The 17,536-nt window shown below is 29.4% G+C and carries 14 protein-coding genes and 2 tRNA genes; 3 read left to right on the top strand and 13 right to left on the bottom strand.

The features are described 5' to 3' along the window. Positions 1–2 precede the first annotated feature (2 nt). The 5 genes from ACJDT4_RS21855 to ACJDT4_RS21835 form a co-directional block, all read right to left on the bottom strand. A tRNA-Gly gene (locus ACJDT4_RS21855) sits at positions 3–73 on the bottom strand. A gap of 14 nt (positions 74–87) precedes the next feature. Then, a tRNA-Pro gene (locus tag ACJDT4_RS21850) sits at positions 88–163 on the bottom strand. A 108-nt stretch (positions 164–271) separates the two neighbouring features. Further along, positions 272–742 carry a metallophosphoesterase gene (locus ACJDT4_RS21845; protein WP_406789729.1) on the bottom strand — a complete coding sequence of 157 codons (471 nt, stop codon included), beginning with the start codon at positions 740–742 and terminating at the stop codon, positions 272–274. Between the two features lie 5 nt (positions 743–747). Next, positions 748–1,350: an XTP/dITP diphosphatase gene (locus ACJDT4_RS21840; RefSeq protein ID WP_406789728.1), complete on the bottom strand. Its 603-nt coding sequence runs from the start codon at positions 1,348–1,350 to the stop codon at positions 748–750. Positions 1,351–1,447: 97 nt separating this feature from the next. Next, a complete protein-coding gene (locus ACJDT4_RS21835) occupies positions 1,448–2,428 on the bottom strand; it encodes an AIR synthase family protein (protein WP_406789727.1) in 981 nt (326 codons plus the stop codon). Positions 2,429–2,545: 117 nt separating this feature from the next. Here ACJDT4_RS21835 and ACJDT4_RS21830 point away from each other — a divergent pair, with 117 nt between their 5' ends. Beyond that, positions 2,546–3,928 (top strand): hypothetical protein, encoded by a 1,383-nt coding sequence (locus tag ACJDT4_RS21830; RefSeq protein ID WP_406789726.1) that lies wholly within the window; start codon positions 2,546–2,548, stop codon positions 3,926–3,928. Between the two features lie 74 nt (positions 3,929–4,002). Here the strand turns inward: ACJDT4_RS21830 and ACJDT4_RS21825 are convergent, their stop codons facing one another. Further along, a complete protein-coding gene (locus ACJDT4_RS21825) occupies positions 4,003–5,601 on the bottom strand; it encodes a peptide ABC transporter substrate-binding protein (RefSeq protein WP_406789725.1) in 1,599 nt (532 codons plus the stop codon). Positions 5,602–5,840: 239 nt separating this feature from the next. On the opposite strand from ACJDT4_RS21825, the gene ACJDT4_RS21820 reads away from it, so the two are divergent. After that, positions 5,841–6,119, top strand: coding sequence for a hypothetical protein (locus ACJDT4_RS21820; RefSeq protein ID WP_406789724.1), 279 nt, complete (start codon positions 5,841–5,843; stop codon positions 6,117–6,119). Positions 6,120–6,307: 188 nt separating this feature from the next. Here the strand turns inward: ACJDT4_RS21820 and ACJDT4_RS21815 are convergent, their stop codons facing one another. The 7 genes from ACJDT4_RS21815 to ACJDT4_RS21785 all read right to left on the bottom strand — a co-directional run bounded on the left by ACJDT4_RS21815 (position 6,308) and on the right by ACJDT4_RS21785 (position 15,162). Next, entirely contained in the window at positions 6,308–6,580 is a 273-nt protein-coding gene (locus tag ACJDT4_RS21815) for a hypothetical protein (RefSeq protein WP_406789723.1), read from the bottom strand. A gap of 74 nt (positions 6,581–6,654) precedes the next feature. After that, entirely contained in the window at positions 6,655–8,670 is a 2,016-nt protein-coding gene (gene ligA, locus ACJDT4_RS21810; protein ID WP_406789722.1) for an NAD-dependent DNA ligase LigA, read from the bottom strand. 14 nt (positions 8,671–8,684) lie between these two features. Beyond that, entirely contained in the window at positions 8,685–10,946 is a 2,262-nt protein-coding gene (gene pcrA / locus ACJDT4_RS21805; RefSeq protein ID WP_406789721.1) for a DNA helicase PcrA, read from the bottom strand. Positions 10,947–11,151: 205 nt separating this feature from the next. After that, entirely contained in the window at positions 11,152–11,451 is a 300-nt protein-coding gene (locus tag ACJDT4_RS21800) for a YerC/YecD family TrpR-related protein (RefSeq protein ID WP_406789719.1), read from the bottom strand. Positions 11,452–11,807: 356 nt separating this feature from the next. Then, on the bottom strand, positions 11,808–12,536 hold the full coding sequence (locus ACJDT4_RS21795) for a pseudouridine synthase (RefSeq protein WP_406789718.1): 729 nt from the start codon (positions 12,534–12,536) through the stop codon (positions 11,808–11,810). Between the two features lie 163 nt (positions 12,537–12,699). Further along, entirely contained in the window at positions 12,700–13,362 is a 663-nt protein-coding gene (locus ACJDT4_RS21790; RefSeq protein WP_406789717.1) for a lytic transglycosylase domain-containing protein, read from the bottom strand. A gap of 72 nt (positions 13,363–13,434) precedes the next feature. Further along, a complete protein-coding gene (locus ACJDT4_RS21785) occupies positions 13,435–15,162 on the bottom strand; it encodes a triple tyrosine motif-containing protein (protein ID WP_406789716.1) in 1,728 nt (575 codons plus the stop codon). 174 nt (positions 15,163–15,336) lie between these two features. Here ACJDT4_RS21785 and pulA point away from each other — a divergent pair, with 174 nt between their 5' ends. Beyond that, positions 15,337–17,481: a type I pullulanase gene (gene pulA, locus ACJDT4_RS21780; RefSeq protein ID WP_406789715.1), complete on the top strand. Its 2,145-nt coding sequence runs from the start codon at positions 15,337–15,339 to the stop codon at positions 17,479–17,481. Positions 17,482–17,536 lie beyond the last annotated feature (55 nt).

The raw sequence follows: 17,536 nt of genomic DNA, 5'->3' as shown, positions 1-17,536 counted from the left end.
GGAGCGGGTAGAGGGAATCGAACCCTCGTGACTAGCTTGGAAGGCTAGGGCTCTACCATTGAGCTACACCCGCATATTTTATTGTAGTGGTCGGGGTGACAGGGATTGAACCTGCGACCTCATGGTCCCAAACCACGCGCGCTCCCATCTGCGCCACACCCCGGCGAATTTGCTGTGTCGTCATTACTTTGTGTTTTTGTGCTGCGTCCTGACGACAGAGATTATTCTACACTATACAGCTAAATTCGTCAACCCCTTTTTTAAATTTTTTTTATATATTCTTTATACTTGCACTAATTTTCCCATTATTTATGCCTATAAATGCTATGCTATTAGGACCTTTTCTAGATAAGGATACACTTCCCGGATTTATAAATAATATGCCAAGTTCATTAGCTATAAATGGCATATGAGTATGCCCAAAGAGAGCTATATCAGCTTTTACTTCCATTGCTCTATATTTTAATCTATTAAGATTATATTTAACACCATACTCATGTCCATGAGTAATAAAAAACTTTTTTCCACCTATTATTTCTATTCTTTCAAGTGGGTCTGTGGTCATAAAATCACAATTTCCGGTAACACTTATTATTTCACCACTATATTTATTCCTTATTTCATTTATATCTTCTACATTATCACCTAAATGTATAACTACATCAGCATTTTCTATATGACTACATGCTTTATCTATCATGTGCTTATTTCTATGGGTATCACTCATAACAGCTATATGCATTTTAATCACTCCCAAGATAATTTACTTATTTCTTCTGACAATTTTTTAAGTGCTATTGCTCTATGACTCATGGTATTTTTCTCACTCGCTGTAATTTCACCAAAGGTTTTATCATATTCAGGTACATAAAATAGAGGGTCATAACCAAAGCCATCCTTTCCCCTTGCCTCCTCTGCAATATAGCCTTCAACCTCTCCCTGCGCCCTTATAATATCCTTATCATTAACAACAAGAATAATTGCACAAACAAATTTTGCTTTTCGCTTTTCAAAAGGTACATCTTCTAAAAGTTTTAGTAATTTCGAGTTGTTTTTTTCTGAATTTCCATGTTCACCTGCAAACCTTGCAGAGTAAACACCTGGAGCTCCATCAAGAATATCTACCATAAGTCCAGAATCATCTGCTATAACTGCAGAATCCTTTTTTAATTTCCATATTTCATAAGCTTTTTTGTACGCATTCTCCATGAAAGTTTTACCATCTTCTTCTACTTCTATGTGCACTCCTGCTTCACTTTGAGACATTATATTCAATTTATATTTTTTAAGTATTTCCTTTATCTCCCGTATTTTATCTTTATTATTACTTGCAATTATCAAGTTCTTCAATTTTTTCACCTCTAATATATGATTACCAATTCAATATTTGACTTATACTTTACTTATAATTACACTGCCAGTTAAATTTAGCAATAAAAGCAATTCATTAATTATAAATTTTAAATAGTTCATCACACTCTGGAGGCATGACTTCCTTTTCAACTTCACCTTCTATAAGTATACCTTTTTCATTAGTTATCCTTCCAACTATGAATGCTTTAATATTATTTTCCTGCAATTTTTTCAAAAGTCTCTCTCCATTCTTGCAGCATATAAGCATACTTCCTGATGATATAAACCTTAAAATTTCTATATCAAAAGCTCTTGCCACTTTTTTTGTGACAGAACTTATTGGAAGCTTATCCCTATATACTTTAAAGCCAACATTTGATGCACTTGCCACTTCCCATAGCGCTCCTAAAAGCCCACCTTCAGTTATATCATGCATGCTATTAACACCAAATTTTCCTGCAATTTCTCCCTCTCTTATAACACTCAATTCCTCACCATATGATTTTCCCTCTCTCAATTCATCATTTGAAAGTATATTTTTTAATTTGTCGAATTTTTCATTTATTGCAATATAAGTTCCTTCCATGCCCAAAGTTTTTGTTACTATTACATCATCTCCAACTTGCGCTCCTGAAGTAAGTACAGTTTTATTTTTCTCACCTTTCCCTATGGCTGTACATGAAACTATTATTCTATTTACTGCATCTGTAACTTCAGTGTGTCCTCCAAGAATCTGAATATTAAACTTCTTACATTCATTGCTTATATCAGACATTATATTTTTTATTTCATCTATTTTTGTTGACTCGGGTACCATTATAGTAACCAAAATCCCCACTGCCTCTACGCCGGCAGAAGCTATATCATTGCAATTTATATTAACAGCTAATTTGCCTATTCCCTTTTGTGCTGCCGTTATTGGGTCTGTAGAAACTACACAATCATAATCTCCATATCTTATTACACTGCAGTCTTCTCCAATACCTCCACTAACAACAACATCATTACGTATGCTTCCTCTATTATTATCTATAATTAATTTTAAATCGTTCCAATTAATTTTTCCTATTTCCATACTAATTCTCCTTTAAAAAGTGTGTGCATTAAATTTATTTTCAATTTTTAATCACAAAAATACAGCTTAAATCATATTATATAAAGTAGGATTATTTTTATCAAGGCGGTGTATGTTTTGAAGTATATAGGCCCTTTTTTTAGATTAAATTCAATAAATAAGGATAATATAAAAAGTCAGTTATTTCATCTTTCAAAAGAAGCCATAAAAGATATAATTTTTAATTCAAAATGCGGGATAACCTTTCCATTAAAAGATATAAAAGCAAAAGATATTTTCCTAAATGATATTAACACATTTAAATCATTTTCTCCACTACTCTGTATTTATAAAAAATCAGACTGCCACTTATATACACTTGATAAAAAGTTAAGTTGGGATGACAGCAGCCATAGAAAAAATATAATTATATCTTCTAATGCATATATGACGTTATCTCTAATGGAGTTATCTAACTATTTTCTTAAATTTAAATCAACATACCCTAAAAAATTTTACTTAAATCCAATATATATTTTTATAGCTAAGAAACAAATTGATTTTTATACCTCATACTTAAGAAATCCAGAAGGAGTCTTTATAGACAAAAAAGATATCTCAAATGGACTCACCTCTGAAATAATGCTTGATGTCAAAAGTAAAGACTTTAAATTCTCAGATCAAGCTTTATTAATGTGTACACACTATAAGTTTTCAACTTTATATAAAGGAAAAAACTCTTTAGAATACAAAAAATTTTCTTTTGATATACTGAAGATGTTTTTGCATTTTAAAGACGAATTATATAACTTATCTTCCAAAGAATTGAACAAGCTAATTTTAGCTTTGAACATATTTTATGATTATAGTAAGGACATCAAAGCTTATGAACTTTTAATAGATCTTTTTGAATTTATTTGTGAAAATCACGTTATAAATTATTCAGGAAACATAACAAATTCATGTCTTTTGTGCCTAAATGCAATAATGTTATATAAAAACTCAAAGCTTACAAAATTTAAGGACACAGCCTTGAAAATGTACTCAATGCTTCAAGATTTGTTTATTCCTGAGTATGGAATGTTTTTTAAGCAAGATGAAAAAAAGGAATGTAATTTCTATTCAACAGAAATAATTCTATATATCATAAATTCCATACTCATATGTGACTTATGTGAAGATTCCAAACCATATGATTCAATAATTGAAGATGTATTTAAGCATCAACTAATAGAATCCGGTATCATAGCTTCATGGCCTGCTGTGCCTAGTTTAGACGATCCCGAACGTTACAAAAACTTTTCTTTAAAAGCAGACGATTTAATTGATGAAACAAACTTTAAAATGTCGTCAATGCCAACACCTGAAGTAGCTCAAATTGCACCTGTACTTTTTAAAAAGGTTAGCTTTAACAAAAAGAAAAGAACTTTTAGTGATACAAAACAATGCTTTTATAGCGATAATAATATGTTTATATTTTTTATAATTATATATTGCTTTAAGCATTATTTCGATTTTTAAAATTAATTATAAATTTATAACTTTAAATTCATGTACCATCTATGGATAAACAACTTGATACATGAATTTACTTCCTATTTTATTGATGAAATGATTATCTCTCCATATGGATTCTGATTAAGTTCACTTATAATTGGACTCATACAAACTATATTATTTTTAATACACATAGGAATAACTGGCAAATCATCAACCAATTGCTTTATTGCCTTATAGTAATATTCACTACTTTTATTTGCATTATTTGAATTAATCATACTATAAATAAGATTATCATAAACAACACTGCTATATTTATTTAAATTAAATGGTGATTTTGAAGAAAACATTTCTAGAAAACTCATTGGATTATTAAAAGAAATATTGTATTCTCCTAAAAACATATCGTAATCTCCATTTTTTAAAATCTTACAAAGATTGCTTTTATTATATCCTTTTAATTCAAAGTTTATTTTTTTGTTCTTATCTACAGTTTGAATATTTTTGTTTATAGAATCAATATAGTTTTCACAAATTTTTCTGTTAAAGGTTCCTTCTTCGTATACAAGTAAAATCTTATTATCGCTGTCATATCCACTCTTTTTAAGGTCCTCAAACCCTTCTAACGGAACCGCATCCTTAAACATATTTGCTCCTATATAATTTTGCCTTATACTTGAAGGAACAAAATTATATATTGGAGAAATAGTTTCTTTTGGCATATTTTGAACTAGTTTGTTTCTGCTAGTTAATAAATTTATTGCCTTCCTAAAATTAATATCAGATACCTTATTCATGTTAAAAGAAAGTGCATATATGCTTAAAGTACTAAAGTTTTTAACATGATTGCTCTGTTTTAATCTATTTATTTCAGTAGTTGGAGGATTAGAAAATATATCTATGCTGTTTGAATCAAAATCCGTAACGGAATATGCACTTGCATTTTCACCATCATTATAAAATTTAAGCTTTAACTCATTACTCTTAACACTGTCCTTCATAAAATAGTTACTATTCTTTTTAAGTGTTATTAATCCCTGAGAAACATATGTAATTCTAAATGGGCCACTATATTTTATTTTTAAATAATTCTCCTGCCATTTATCCGTATTTCTATTAATTTCTCTAAGAAAAAATTGGGGTTCAGATAAAATGCTTAAAAAATAATCACATGGGCTATTAAGTCTTATTATCAAAGTATTATCATCTATTGCATTAATAGCAACTTTATCAAATGAGGTTTTACCCGAATTATAAGCTTCTTCCCCGTATATATATCTAAGATCATATACATTAACATTATTAGTTTGTGGTGATAGCATTTCTTTGAAAAAGACATAAAAGTCCTGTGCAGTTATCTTTTGTCCATCACTCCACATTGCATTATCTCTTATGTGAAAGGTATACTGCATTTTGTCCTTAGACACTTCCCACCTTTCAGCAAGCCCTGGCTTAATTTCCATTGTCTTATCATCCTCATATACAAGCCCCGAAAAAAGAGCTTTAAGAAATTCATTTGTCTTAACATTCCTATCTTGAGAAGCAGTAAGACTTTCTGGAACTGTTCCAATAGCATAAGTAATGGAATTATTTTTAACTGAAGTTTGAAACTCTTTGGTTTTCTTTTCAACACATCCTGTAAACATCAGACATATAATTATTGTATTAATAATAACTTTATATAATTTATTCATATCTCAAAACTCTTTCTAAAAATTTAGTATAATATCCTTATTTGTTTATTATTTACAACAATATCATGAAATAAACATTTTTGTGTTATTTATTTTAAACTATAATATTGTGATGCAATTTATGATATAATAATACTAATAATGCTATTTAAGCCTTAAGCTTATATAATATGAATTTTTTATTTTATATTAAATAAATTTAATCCATAAAGCTTGAACTAAAACGGAGGTAATAACCAATGACTATTTGTGTGGAAATAGTTGGCCTTTTAACCATGCTTATTTTTTGTTTTATAGGCATATGGAGTTTCATTATACTAAATCAACTACTTGGTCAGTTCAGATACAAAAATTATTTAATGGAAAAATTAATACAAATCATATCCTATAACTCAAAAAAAAGTAATGACTCAGATGAAAACATAAATAGTAATGACACTTATGATTCCACTGAGCCAATTAAAAATAATAATGTTTCTAAAATGTTTGCAAAAGATGAAGATAATTTAAATGCTTAATATGGTTCCTTTAGAGGAACCATATTAATTTCTTATAATCTTCTAATGTCAGGTCTTGATACTATTTCTCTTCTATATTTTACGCAAACATCGATTATATAATCAATATTCATATATCTACGACCATATATTATTTTATAAAATCTAGCAAGATTTAAAAATTAAAAGAGCTTTTAAAAAGCTCTTTTTCAAAATACTCCCATATACATGAAAAACATAGTGCCAAGTGCTATAAATGCACATCCACCAGAATAAAAAAGGCTTCTAGATTTGTCACTATTATCAAAAAAATTAACTGCCCAAACAATCATAGTAAAAGTCATAAATATATCAAATATTTTGTAGTTACCGAAGTATTGTATTGAAATAAATTGATATGTAGTAAGCAAAGTAAATATAAGACAAGCTGTTGTAACTACGACTAAAGTCCAGCTTAAAAACCCTACAGTCTTTTTTAACATAATACTTCCTCCCTAAAAATTCCTATTAAATATAATATATTATTTTTTCACCTTTGTAAATAACCTCTTCAACTTTAATTTTGTAAACTTTTTACTAATTCTTCAAATTCATCTTCATTAAGTATTTTTATGCCTAGTTTTAAAGCCTTATCATATTTAGAGCCAGCATTTTCACCTGCAATGACATAATCTGTTTTTTTACTGACACTTCCCGCAACATTTGCACCAAAACTTTCAAGCTTTTCCTTTATTTCAGTTCTGGAATAGTTTTTAAGTGTTCCTGTTGCAACTACAGTTTTACCTGTAAGAGGATTGTTCGTGACTTCACTCTCTTGGTATGTTGGACATACGCCTAATGAAAAAAGTTCTTCTATACTTTTTACTATTTTCTCCTGTTTAAAAAATTCCACTATACTTTTTGCAACAATATCACCTATATCTTGAACAGAAATTAATTCATCATAAGTTGCTTTTTGTATGTTATCGAAATTTTTAAATTTTTTAACAAGATCATTTGCAGTTTTTTTGCCAACATTAGGTATACTAAGCGAATAAATAAAAGATGATAAATCACAATTTTTACTTTTTTCAATAGCTTCAATTAAATTTGCAGCTTTTTTCTCAGCGAACTTATCTAGTTTGAGCAAATCTTCTTTTTTTATTCTAAATAAATCAGAAATACTTTTAATATCAAGCTTTTCAAATAGCTGCTCTGCCGTTTTTTCACTAAATCCTTCAATATTCATAGCTTCTCTACTGCCAAAGTGAACTATACTTTTTACCATTTGAGGTTTACAGGACAATGTATTTTCACAGAAAAAATGAACGCCTTCCCTTACAAGTTCACTTCCACAAGAGGGGCATACTATTGGTGGCTCTATTTCAACAGTTTTAACATTTTCATCATCTGAAGTGCCCATTATTTCCGGTATAACATCATTGGATCTTCTTATAAAAACCCTTGAACCAATTTTAACGCCCTTTCTCTTTATATCATCCATATTATTTAAAGTAGCCCTTTTTACAACTACTCCAGCAATATCAACTGGCTCCAGCAAAGCGGTTGGAGTAACTCTTCCACTTCTTCCAACATTCCACTCAACATCTATAAGCTTTGTTGTAGCTTCTTCTGCCTCAAATTTATATGCTATTGCCCACTTCGGAAATTTTATTGTATATCCAAGATATTCTCTTGTTTTAAAGTCATCTATTACTATTACAACACCATCAATATCATAATTTAACGTTTTTCTTATATTTCCTACATATTCTATTTCTTTTTTTATTTCATCAATGTTTGTACAACTCTTTATATATTCATCAACAGGAAAACCTTTTTCTTTTATAAAATTCATCATTTCAATATAAGTTTTAAACTGAGTTCCTTCATTATATCCAACATCATAAAAAAATGCAGATAAATTTCTTTTTGCAGTTTCTTTAACATTTAAATTTCTAAGAGCTCCTGCAGCGCCATTTCTGAGGTTTTTCAGCGGAATTTCTGATTTACTATTATAAGCTTCAAAAGCTTCTTTAGTCATTATGGCTTCACCATGTACTTCTATTACAGCATCATTATCTATCTTTAAAGGAATAGTTTTTATTGTTTTCGCTTGAGATGTTATATCCTCTCCTGTAACTCCAGTACCTCTAGTTGCAGCTTTTATAAGTATTCCATTTTCATCATATGTACAATTTATAGTAAGTCCATCAAATTTTTTTGTAAGCACATATTTAAGTGGTGGAAGCTTATCTGCATGATTTAAGTTATACTCATTTACAGCTTTTACATTCCTATTATGCCATTCAATAAGTTCTTCAAAGCTTTGAGCTTTATCAAGACTAAAAAGCTTTGCTCTATGTGTATACTTTTCAAACTGAGGAAGAACCACATCTCCAACCCTCATTGTCGGAGAATATGGATATACAATTCCTGTTTCTGCCTCTAATTTTTTAAGTTCATCATACTTTATATCATATTCTTTATCTGAAACCACAGGATTATCAAGCACATAATAGCTGTATGAATATTTATTTAGCTCCTCAATAAGCTTCTCCATTTTCAAAATTTTATCCTCTTTTTTGTCCATAACTACACCTCATTTTATAAAAGTTCAAGTGGTGCCATATCAAGTCTTAAATTTTTAATTCCCATATTTTCAAAAGCAATTGTTAAATTTACATGACCATCTATTTTATTTATAGTTATTATAGTACCTTTCCCAAATTTGGAGTGTTTTACTTTAGTACCCTTTGATATATCTTTTTCAAGTAAAATTGCAGGTTCATTGTCTTTTATATTTTCTAATCCTCTTTCACTCCTTGAGCTATTAAATTGAATGTTTTTTGGTGGAACTTCCTTTGGGACAGAGTTCAAATTCCAGCTGCTGCTTTTAGTAAAGCCCTGCTTTGTATCTCTGCTAAAGTCATTCCTTAAATTAAAGGTTTCTTTTAGATTGTCATCTATTTCATTTAAAAAATCTGATTCCGTAAAGGCTTCTGTTCTTCCAAATACTCTTCTTATTCTTGCCGAAGTCATATAGAGCTTTTCTTTCGCCCTTGTGACGCCAACATAAGCAAGTCTTCTTGACTCTTCCATCTCATAGGAATTAGTAAACGCTGGACCTCCAGGAAATATACCATTTTCCATTCCGACCATAAATACAACAGGAAATTCAAGTCCCTTTGCACTATGAACTGTCATAAGAACAACTGTATCCGCATCCTCATCATAATTATCTACATCTGCTACTAAAGAAGTCTTTTCAAGAAAAGCTGAAAGAGTTTTATCATCTGATGTATTTTCAAAGTCAACTGCGGCGTTAACTAACTCTTGAAGATTTTCTATTCTAGCTCTATCCTGAACATCATCTGACTTTTTAAGCTCATCCATATAGCCTGTTTGTTCAAGTATTTCCTTTATCAAAATGGATATTGAAATTTCATCTTTTCGTCTTATAAAGCTATTTAATATGCTAACAAATTTACTTATTGAAGTTGCTGTTCTAGATGACAAACCAGGAATATTATTTACATCTAATATAGCATTATATAAGCACTCCTCAATTTCAGCAGCAAAATTTTCAACTTTCGCTACCGTTGTTGCCCCTATACTTCTTTTAGGAACATTTATTATTCTTTTAAGACTTATGTTATCTAGAGGATTATTTATTATCTTAAGATATGCCATTATATCTCTTATTTCTTTTCTATCATAAAACTTTAGCCCTCCTATAATTCTATATGGTATATTTCTTTTTATGAATACATCTTCAAACAAACGTGATTGTGCATTAGTTCTATACAAAATAGCAAAGTCCTTATATTTTCTTTTTTCATCATCCTTAGTCTTAGATATTTCACTTGCTACAAATTCTGCTTCTGCAATATCCGAGTCTGCTCTCAAAACCTTTATTTTGCCGCCATCGTCACTTCTTGTCCTAAGCATTTTCATATGTTCATGAGGATTATTTTGAATTATCTCATTAGCAGCTTTTAGTATATTTCCCTTTGATCTATAATTTTCTTCAAGCTTTACAACCTTTGCATTTTTATATTCTCTTTCAAAATCGAGTATATTTCTTATATCTGCTCCTCTCCAGCCATATATGCATTGGTCATCATCTCCAACTACACATATATTTTTGCTTTCTGAGGCAAGCAGTCTTGCAAATTCATATTGGCACTTATTTGTATCTTGATATTCATCTATCATTATATACTTGAATTTTCTCTGATAGAACTTAAGCACCTCTGGTTCTCTTTTAAATAACTCTACAGTTTTAAAAATAAGATCATCAAAGTCAAGAGCATTATTTTCTTTTAATTTTTTCTGGTACAAAATATATACATCTGCTATTTTATTGAGCTTATAATTACCACTGTTTTCATTTTTATATTGCTGAGGATTTATAAGTTTATCTTTAGCAGAACTTATTTTTGATATTATTTCTTTGTCTGTTATATCTTTTTCATTTATACCTATTTCTTTTATACACTGCCTTATTAGCACTTTTTGATCATCACTATCATATATTGTAAAATTTCTGCTATATCCTATCTTATCAATTTCTCTTCTCAAAATTCTTACACAGCATGAATGAAAGGTTGCTATCCACATATTACTTACCTTTTCACTTCCGATTAGGGCCTTTACCCTTTCCTTCATTTCAGCAGCTGCTTTGTTTGTAAAGGTTATAGCAAGAATTTGCGAAGAATAAATATCAAGCTCATCAAGCATATATGCAATTCTATATGTAAGTACTCTAGTTTTTCCACTTCCCGCTCCTGCAAGTATAAGAAGAGGTCCATCTATTGTAGTAGCTGCTTCATATTGTTCCTTATTAAGCAATTTTTTTAAATCCATAAAATTTCACTCCTTGAGTTTTAAGGCTTAACAGCTCAACCTAATTAAATATCTATAAACTATTAAATATTATAACATTTTATCTCCAAATTTAATCATTCAAAACAAAAAAATCAGCATAAGTTTAATTTCTTATACTGACAATTTTTACTTAAACTATTATAAACCATAAGCAGTAATTTTACAAAGCATTTAGTTTAATATTTTACTTTTCATTAAGCCTATCTAAAATTATATTATACCCATCAGCTCCATAATTAATGCATCTATTAACTCTACTTATAGTGGCAGTACTCGCCCCTGTAATTGAAGCAATGTCTGTATAAGTTTTTTTCTCTTTAAGCATTTTTGCAACTTGAAGTCTTTGCTCGATTGTCTTTATCTCATTTATTGTAAAAATATCTTCAAAAAATCTATAGCACTCATCCCTATTTTGAAGAATTAGTATTGCATCACATAAAAAATCCATAGATTCACTTTTCAATCTTGAATTGTAATCAGCCATAAAAACCACCTCTTTCAACCTATAGATAATATTTTACCATTTTACAACTCATATTTCCACAAAATATTTATCCATGCTAATGAAATAAATATTGCATTTTTATTTTCTGATAATTTTTTATATTCATAACAAATTCTATATCCATCTTATGTAAACTTTTTCATATTTTATTATACAAAAAATAAAAACAGCCCTTGGGGCGGGGCTGTTCATAATAAATAAAAAGGGGGCTATTCATTCCTTGTTATTTATCTTTCGTCTAATATTATAGTAAACAAATAAACAAAAAGCAATAGTAGTATGAAAATTTTATTGTAAATATTTTATTAATATGAATACAATTCCTTCATAATTCATTAACATATTTTGCAAAGGCCTCTTAGTCGTTCAAGTTCAGAAGCTGTAAGCTCCCTATATTCCCCTTCTCCAAGATTTTTGTCTAAATCAAGTCCACCAAAACTCAATCTTTTAAGGTAAATCACCTTTTTACCGAGACTTTCAAACATCCTTTTAACTTGATGATATTTTCCTTCTTGTATTGTAACTTTAACTTTTGATTCATTTTCGCCAGCTTCTAATATTTCTAATTTAGCTGGCATACATTTATAACCATCATCAAGAATAATTCCATCCTTAAACTCTTCAACATCATCTTTATCTATATTAGAATTTATTTTAGCATAATAAATTTTATCTACATGCCATTTAGGTGATATTAACCTATGATTTAATTCTCCATCATTTGTAAGCAGAAGCAATCCAACTGTATCCTTATCCAATCTTCCAACAGGAAATGGTTCAAAAACCTTATGGTTATCTTCAAGAATATCAATAACTGTCTTATCATAATCATCAAAGGTTGCCGATATTACACCATCTGGCTTATTCATCATTAAATATATATACTTCTTGTATATTATTTCCTCACCACTAACTTTTATTGCACTTTTAATAGGATCAAGCTGGTAATTACTGTCCTTTACAACCTTACCATCAATTTCAACCTTTCCGCCTTTTATTATCTTTTTAACATCTTTCCTTGACCCATAACCTGAGTTAGCTAAAACCTTATCCAATCTTTCCATACTTTATTTCCTTTCAACATAAAAACATCCTGTAAAATACACACTATTTATATTTTACAGGATACTAATTATTATACTTAAATCTAACTTCATAACTTAAAAAAATAAAAACCAAATCAATTCATAGTGCACAATGCGACAAAATATTATTACTTCGCATTATTTATGTATTATAGTATCCAAGCACCTTAGTAACATAATTTCTTGTTTCACTTGGAAGACCGTTTATATTTCCGCCGCTGTTTTTAACAGCATTGGGACCAGCATTATATGCTGCAACAGCAAGTTTAGTATTTCCAAACATATCAAGAAGTTCCTTTAGATACTTTGTTCCTCCATCTACATTTTGCTCAATATCATAAGCATTAGTCACACCAAGTTCTCTCGCAGTAGATGGCATAAGCTGCATAAGCCCTTCTGCTCCAACGCCTGAAGTTGAATTTGGATCAAAATCCGATTCTTGCTTTATAACAGACATTATAAGTTTTTTATCAACGCCATATTTTTTTGCTGCATCTTCTACAGCTTTATCTATAGAAGTATTACCAGATTTAACTTCATTTTGTATATAATCTAAAGTATTATTCATCAGCATGCCTTGTCCATATCCAAGTTTACTTAAATCACTAGTTCCAAAAAGATTGCTTAAATCAAAAGAACCATTTCCTTCAGCTGATGCATTAAGTAAACTTTCAAGTGCCATCTCAAATCCCTGTGATGAAGATGAATCATCATCAGACATTCCAGATTTAAGCATTTGCTGCATCATATTAAATTCAATATATTTTTGTATACTACTCAAATTAGAGCTATCACTTACAGGCACATTATTCACCTACCTCACATTAATTTCTCAAATAAACTATATCTTTATTTTCGCCAACAGTCAAACAAAACTTTATACGTTTATCTCAAAAACAGAATAATCTTCATATTGTTTTTCACGATTGAACTGGTTTTTGCATAGAATAAGAGCCCTATAAATGCCTTTTTCACTTGGTATAAATGAATAAAAGCTTTTTTTACTGTACTTTTGAACTATATTCCATTCTCCATCCTTCATAATATAAAATTGATATACAATTTCTTTTCCACTTCTGCAGCTAGCATTTAATGTAACTGCCTCATTTATTACAGGAAATTCTCTATCACATTTTACCATAAGTCCATTTACCGGTTGTGCATCTACCACATTAAAATCAATAGATTCACAGCAATCAAATTTCTTAGAACTATTTTTATTTACAGCATATATTTGAACTTTATAGTTTCCCTCACACTTTGGCACTATTTCATATTTTTTAGAAAACTCAAAATTTGTTTCTTCTAATTTAGTCTCGTTCTTACTAATAACAAACTTAACTAAATTTTCTTTTGTATTTAAAGTTACTACTTCCAATTGAATTTTTTCTCCAACAACATAGTAGTCTTTACGAGGAGGAATTATACACTCAATTTTAGCCGGTATATAATCCATAACTTCTATATCTACCTCTGAAAAGCATTCAAAATCTTTATCACAATATTTATCCTTAACTTTAATTTCAATCTTATATTTTCCTGAAGCTGTAGGTGTAAAATTAGTCCAGTTACAAATACCATAATCTATTGATTCTATTATTTGGTTCTCTTTTTTAACTGTAAAACTATATCTTAAATCTATTCCTCCTTTAGCCTCAACTTTGATATTAATAGTTTCACCTTTAAGCAATATTCCTTCTTTGTTCTTATCTATTTTAACTATCTTAACCGGCTTTTTCTTAACCTCTTCTATAGCAAATTTAAACTCTTTTAAAGTCTCAAAAATTCCTTCAAAGCTTTTATCTTTTACCATAAGCTTTACATTGTATATACCTGTCCTTTTAGGTTTCCATACGTAACTTTTGTTTTCACTATAACCACTATCCTCACTTAAATTACCATCGATTACATATCTATAAAGTATATTTTTCCCTCCAGTAACTACAGCTTTCAAATTAATAATACTGCCAACAAGCTGAGGTGAAGTAACATCAGCAGTAAAATCAATTATTTTTATTTCTCTATATTTTTTTACATTATACAAAATCACCGCTCTATCATCAAATTCATTTTTAGAATACATATCCTTAACCATGCATAAAAGCTTAAAATCTCCATATCCTTTTTCTATATAACTTACAATTCGTTTACTTGAATAATCCTGAATACACTCACTTTTCCCTTTAGAATCTATTTTAACAAACTTGTATAATAGCGTCTTATTATCACTATTAACTGCATCTACTTTAAAAATAATCTCATTACCCGTGTAAAGTTCAGTGGTAAGACATTTGAAATTTTTAATTTCTACTTTTTCATTTTTAGAACTTCCTATTACATAATCTGCTTTATTCACATAGCTAAACGGTTTCGTGTCATTTTCTTCTAATGCTTGAATCATTATAGTGTAAATGCCTTCTTTCTTCGGAGACCATACTGCAAATAGTTCATCCGAAAAATCTTTAAGTATATTCCACTTTCCGTTATGTCCTACCAAGAATTTATATAATAAATTTTTATTTATACAATTTCCTATACTTATATTTATCTTTTCATTTTTTTGCTGCGGGCTTTCTTTATCAAACACTATTTCAAATTCCTCCATATTTTTTCATCTCCTAAGAACTTATTAACTTTATTATACTATATTACCATATTTTGTAACAAGATTGTTGTTTACATTTTTTTTGATTTTTTATATTATATAAATAAAGTTACCCCTGCATATACAAAATAAATTTTTAAAAATGACAAGCTCATTTAGCTTAGGAGGGAAACAATGAAAATCTTCAGCCCAGTAGTTACAAATTTTAACAAGATCGAATTTAAAATAGACAATCCAGATGAATTAAATTTCTGTATGCTTAATATAGTTAATGGCATAAATTATATAAAAATAGCCGAGCACTCCATATCTGACAATAGGGTTTTTATAACTCTAGAAAATGAAATAAATATAAAGGCGGATTGCTTAATTATCTATAATAACATAATAAATATAAAATGCTGCTATTTTAAACTATTTTCATCTAAAGAATTTAACACAAGATACTATTATGATGGTAAGCTTGGAGTTGACTATACGCCACAAAAATCAACTTTTAAGCTGTGGGCTCCAAATGCTTTAAATGTAAAACTTCTTTTATATAAAAATGGAGATATAACCTTAAACGATGGACCATCACACTCCATACACCTAAATGAAGAAAATGGCTTATGGAGTATATCTATAGAAGGCGACTTGAAAAATTACTACTATACCTACAATGTTGTTTTATATAATAAAGCAAATGAAGTTACTGATCCATACGCAAAAGCAACGGGTATAAACGGTCATAGAGGAGCTATAATAGATATTTCCGAAACAAATCCTGAAAATTGGGATAAAGACATCTCTCCAAATTCAATAAATAGCTTTACGGATTCTATAATTTATGAAATTAGCATAAGAGATATTTCTGCAAATCCAAACAGTAATATAGAAAATTCCAAAAAATATTTAGGCCTAGCCGAAAAAAATACAAAAACGAAAAATAATCTTCCTACAGGTCTTGATTATTTAAAAGAATTAGGAATAACTCATGTTCAAATAATGCCCATATTTGACTTTTCTTACAAAAGCATAAATGAAGAAGCACCTTCTGAATACAACTGGGGCTATGATCCTCAAAATTACAATGTTCCAGAAGGCTCATATTCCACAAATCCATATGACCCTAAATGTAGAATAAAAGAATTAAAAGCTCTAATAAATGCTCTGCACCAAAATAATATATCTGTTAATATGGATGTAGTTTTTAATCATCTTTGGAATGAAAAAGAAAACAATTTTGAAAAAATATTTCCCGAATACTATTTAAGAAGAAATGAAGATGGTACATTTTCAAACGGCAGTGGCTGCGGCAATGACACAGCTTCAGAAAATCTAATGATGAGAAAATTTATAATTGATTCAGTAGTTTATTTAGTAGAAGAATACCATATAGACGGTTTCAGATTTGATCTTATGGGAATTCATGATATAGATACTATGAACAAAATACGTGAAATACTTTACAAATTTAAAAGGCCAATAATGCTTTACGGCGAAGGCTGGAATCTGAATACTAACCTACCCTACGAGCAAAGATCCATCATACAGAATTCTTTTAAAACTCCATGCATAGGATATTTTAACGAAATCATACGAGATTCAATTAAAGGCTCGGTTTTTGACATAAATTCAAAAGGTTTTGCTTCTAATGGTGAAAATCTTGAAAATTCAATAAAGCTATGCTTTACTGGCTGCATAAATTATGCTGATTGGCTTAAAGGTCCGTTTAATTCTCCAGAACAATCTATAAACTATGTTTCCTGCCATGATAATGCAGCTTTATACGATAAACTCAAAGCTTCCAATCCAAATGACAGTGATGAAACTTTAATGGAAAGGGTAAAACTTTCCCTAGGTATAATATTAACCTGCCAAGGTATACCTTTTCTTAACTGTGGATCAGAATTTGGAAGGACAAAAAACGGTATAGACAATACCTACAACTCTCCAGACAATATAAATTGGATAGATTGGGAACTAAAAGATAAGCATATAGATTATGTAAACTATATTAAAGAACTCATTAATCTGCGAAAAAATCATTCTGCCTTTAGGTTTACAAATCCAGATAATCTAAAGTGTAATCTTGAATTTATAAGCAATATGCCAAAAAATTCTGTTGGCTTCATATTAAAAAATAAACCTAACGGCGACATCTGGAATAATTTAATTATAATATATAATGCTAATAACTACTCTGTTAATACTCCAATACCATGGGGAAGCTGGAATGTATGCGTAGACAAACATTCTGTAGGAAAATCAACTATAAAAAATATATCAAACAATTATAAAGTTGAAGGCCTGAGCATAAACATATTATACAATTAATAGTTAAGGGGTTTCACCTTTCTTTTAAGTGAAACCCCTTAACTGTAAAATTCTC

The sequence above is a fragment of the Clostridium neuense genome, assembly GCF_045310695.1.
Lineage (GTDB): Bacteria > Bacillota > Clostridia > Clostridiales > Clostridiaceae > Clostridium_S > Clostridium_S neuense.
The sequence above is the reverse complement of the archived record's forward strand: the minus strand, read 5'-3'. Positions and strand labels throughout refer to the sequence as shown.